General features: G+C 70.3%; 3 protein-coding genes. 2 read left to right on the top strand and 1 reads right to left on the bottom strand.

The features are described from left to right. Window positions 1-21: 21 nt before the first annotated feature. On the top strand, window positions 22-1569 hold the full coding sequence (locus tag CCN72_RS09960; protein ID WP_086807199.1) for an MFS transporter: 1548 nt from the start codon (window positions 22-24) through the stop codon (window positions 1567-1569). 27 nt (window positions 1570-1596) lie between these two features. Here the strand turns inward: CCN72_RS09960 and CCN72_RS09955 are convergent, their stop codons facing one another. Then, window positions 1597-1899 (bottom strand): hypothetical protein, encoded by a 303-nt coding sequence (locus tag CCN72_RS09955; protein WP_085564931.1) that lies wholly within the window; start codon window positions 1897-1899, stop codon window positions 1597-1599. A gap of 181 nt (window positions 1900-2080) precedes the next feature. On the opposite strand from CCN72_RS09955, the gene CCN72_RS09950 reads away from it, so the two are divergent. After that, on the top strand, window positions 2081-2506 hold the full coding sequence (locus tag CCN72_RS09950; RefSeq protein ID WP_202442075.1) for an Hsp20/alpha crystallin family protein: 426 nt from the start codon (window positions 2081-2083) through the stop codon (window positions 2504-2506). Window positions 2507-2711: the final 205 nt, after the last annotated feature.

Here is a 2711-nt window from a genome sequence, read left to right as displayed (position 1 = left end):
GGGTCGTACGGCGGCGGCCGGATGGGTGACGGCGGCGGGTCGCACGGTAGTGGCCGGGCGGGTGACGGCGGGCGGACCATCAGGACCGACATCCCCGCCCGCCTCGATCGCCTCCCGTGGTCCCGCTGGCACTGGACGATCGTGATCGGCCTCGGCACCGTATGGATCCTGGACGGTCTGGAGGTCACGGTCGTCGGCAACATCGCCAGCCGGTTGGCCGAACCGGGCAGCGGCCTGTCGATCACATCCGGTCAGATCACGGGCACGGCCGCCGCGCTGTACGTCGCGGGCGCGTGCGTGGGCGCGCTGTTCTGGGGCCGGCTGACCGACCGTTACGGCCGTAAGAAGCTGTTCATGATCACCCTGGCGGTGTATCTGGTGGCGACGGCCCTGACCGCGGTCTCCTGGGAGGCCTGGTGGTTCTTCCTCTTCCGCTTCCTGACCGGCTTCGGTATCGGCGGTGAGTACGCGGCGATCAACTCCGCGATCGACGAGCTGATCCCGGCCCATTACCGCGGCCGTGTCGACCTGATCATCAACGGCAGTTTCTGGCTGGGCGCGGTGGGCGGTTCGCTGCTGTCCATCGTGGCGCTGAACACCGGCCTGCTGCCGATGAACGTGGGCTGGCGGCTGACCTTCGCGCTGGGCGCCGTACTGGCGCTGGTGATCCTGCTCGTACGGCGGCACGTCCCGGAGAGTCCGCGATGGCTGCTGATCCACGGCCGGGACGAGGAGGCGGAGGAGATCGTCACCGGCATCGAACGGCAGGTGGAGGCGGAGAAGGGCGTCCGGCTGCCGGCGACGGACGTGCGGCTGGCCATCCATCAGCGCAAGAGCGTCACCTTCCGGGAGATCGCCCACACGGTCTTCGGGCGGTACCGCAGGCGCGCGGTGCTCGGCTTCTCGCTCTTCATCGGGCAGGCGTTCCTGTACAACGCGATCACCTTCGGCTTCGGCGCGATCCTGACGAAGTTCTTCGCCGTGCCGACGGACCGTACGGGCTACTACTTCGCGGTCATCGCCGTCGGAAACTTCTGCGGCCCGCTGCTGCTGGGCAAGCTCTTCGACACGGTCGGCCGCCGGGTGATGATCTCCTCGACGTATCTGCTGTCGGGTCTGCTGCTGTTCGGTACGGCGTGGCTGTTCGACCGGGGGGTGCTCAGCGCGACGACGCTGACGGCGTGCTGGTGCGCGGTCCTCTTCTTCGCCTCGGCGGGCGCGTCCAGCGCGTATCTGACGGTGTCGGAGATCTTCCCGATGGAGACGCGTGCGATGTCCATCGCGTTCTTCTACGCCCTGGGTACGGCGGCCGGCGGTATCAGCGGCCCGCTGCTCTTCGCCGACCTCACCGGCACGGGCCGGGTCGGCGACACGGTCCTGGCCTTCTCCATCGGGGCGGCGCTGATGTGCGTGGCGGGCCTGGTGGCGGCGGCGCTGGCGGTACGGGCGGAACGGCGGCCGCTGGAGGAGGTGGCGACGCCGTTGACGGCGGTCGCGGAGGGTACGGCGGCATCGTCGGCGGGCCCGGGCGCCGGCACCCAGGGCCCGCCGACGGTGGGCAGGCCGTGAGCCCTGGGCGGTTTCCGTCTGTCCGGCTCAGGCCTTGCGGTCGGCGACGGCCCAGGAGGCGAGGGCGACGGCACCGGCGACACCGAGGACGGAGGGCCAGGCGCCGATCTTCTTGGCGAGCGGGTGGGATCCTGCGAAGGCGCCGACATAGGCGGCGGTCAGCACACCGGCGGTGGCGTTCCCGGCCTGCTTGCGCCACTGCTGGGCGGCGGCGGCACCGGCGACGGCGAGTACAGCCCCGCCGAGCGGCCGCTTCTTCGTCCACCGGGCGACCCCGTACCCGCCGACGAGCCCGCTCGCGGCGACGACAGCGCTGGGAACCCTGGCCATGCATGCCTCCGAATGTCGTATCCGAACGTCGTATCCGAATGTCCGTAGAGGATGCCGAGGCTAGCGCGCGGGCGGCGGCGCTTACCTAACCTGAGTCGCGGCTTGTCAACTTTCCGGCTGCGCGCTATATAAATACGCGTAGGGCATCGCACCCAGTACCTTGAGAAGGGAGTGACCCGTGATGCTCATGCGTACCGACCCGTTCCGCGAACTCGACCGACTCGCGCAGCAGGTGATCGGTGGCACCGCCCGTCCGTCGGCGATGCCGATGGACGCCTACCGTTCCGGTGACGAATTCCTGGTCCACTTCGACCTCCCCGGCGTCGATCCGGAGACGATCGAGCTGGACGTCGAGCGCAACGTCCTCAATGTCCGCGCCGAGCGCCGCGATCCCGCCCCCGAGGACGCGCAGAAGCTGGTCGCGGAGCGGCCGACGGGCACCTTCACCCGGCAGCTCTTCCTCGGCGACACCCTGGACACGGAACGCATCGACGCCTCCTACGAGTCCGGCGTCCTGACCCTGCGCATCCCGGTCGCCGAGCAGGCGAAGCCGCGCCGCATCCGGATCGCCGGCGGCACCCCGTCCCGCAAGCAGCTCACCGGCTGACCCCCTCCGGGGAGGGGCGGTACCCATAAGTCCCGCCCCTCCCCGGGCCGTTCGGCCCCGCACACTTGCCCACCCGTCCCGATCCACCCGTACGGCGACGGGGTACGGAACCACTGGACGTACCGGACGCCCGCGCGCCCCGCAGAGGCAGCGGGGGCGCGGAAGGAGCGCAGAAGGAGCCATGACGATGACCACGACGGTGCCG

It is taken from the genome of Streptomyces murinus (assembly GCF_002154555.1).
Classification (GTDB): domain Bacteria; phylum Actinomycetota; class Actinomycetes; order Streptomycetales; family Streptomycetaceae; genus Streptomyces; species Streptomyces murinus.
Note: the sequence above shows the minus strand (reverse complement) of the source record. Positions and strands in the feature narration are given on the sequence as shown.

What these genes read in the sequence shown, in the direction of transcription:
- CCN72_RS09960 (WP_086807199.1), top strand. Translation starts at nt 22, where the DNA reads ATGGGTGACGGCGGCGGGTCGCACGGTAGTGGCCGGGCGGGTGACGGC.
- CCN72_RS09955 (WP_085564931.1), bottom strand. Translation starts at nt 1,899, where the DNA reads ATGGCCAGGGTTCCCAGCGCTGTCGTCGCCGCGAGCGGGCTCGTCGGC.
- CCN72_RS09950 (WP_202442075.1), top strand. Translation starts at nt 2,081, where the DNA reads ATGCTCATGCGTACCGACCCGTTCCGCGAACTCGACCGACTCGCGCAG.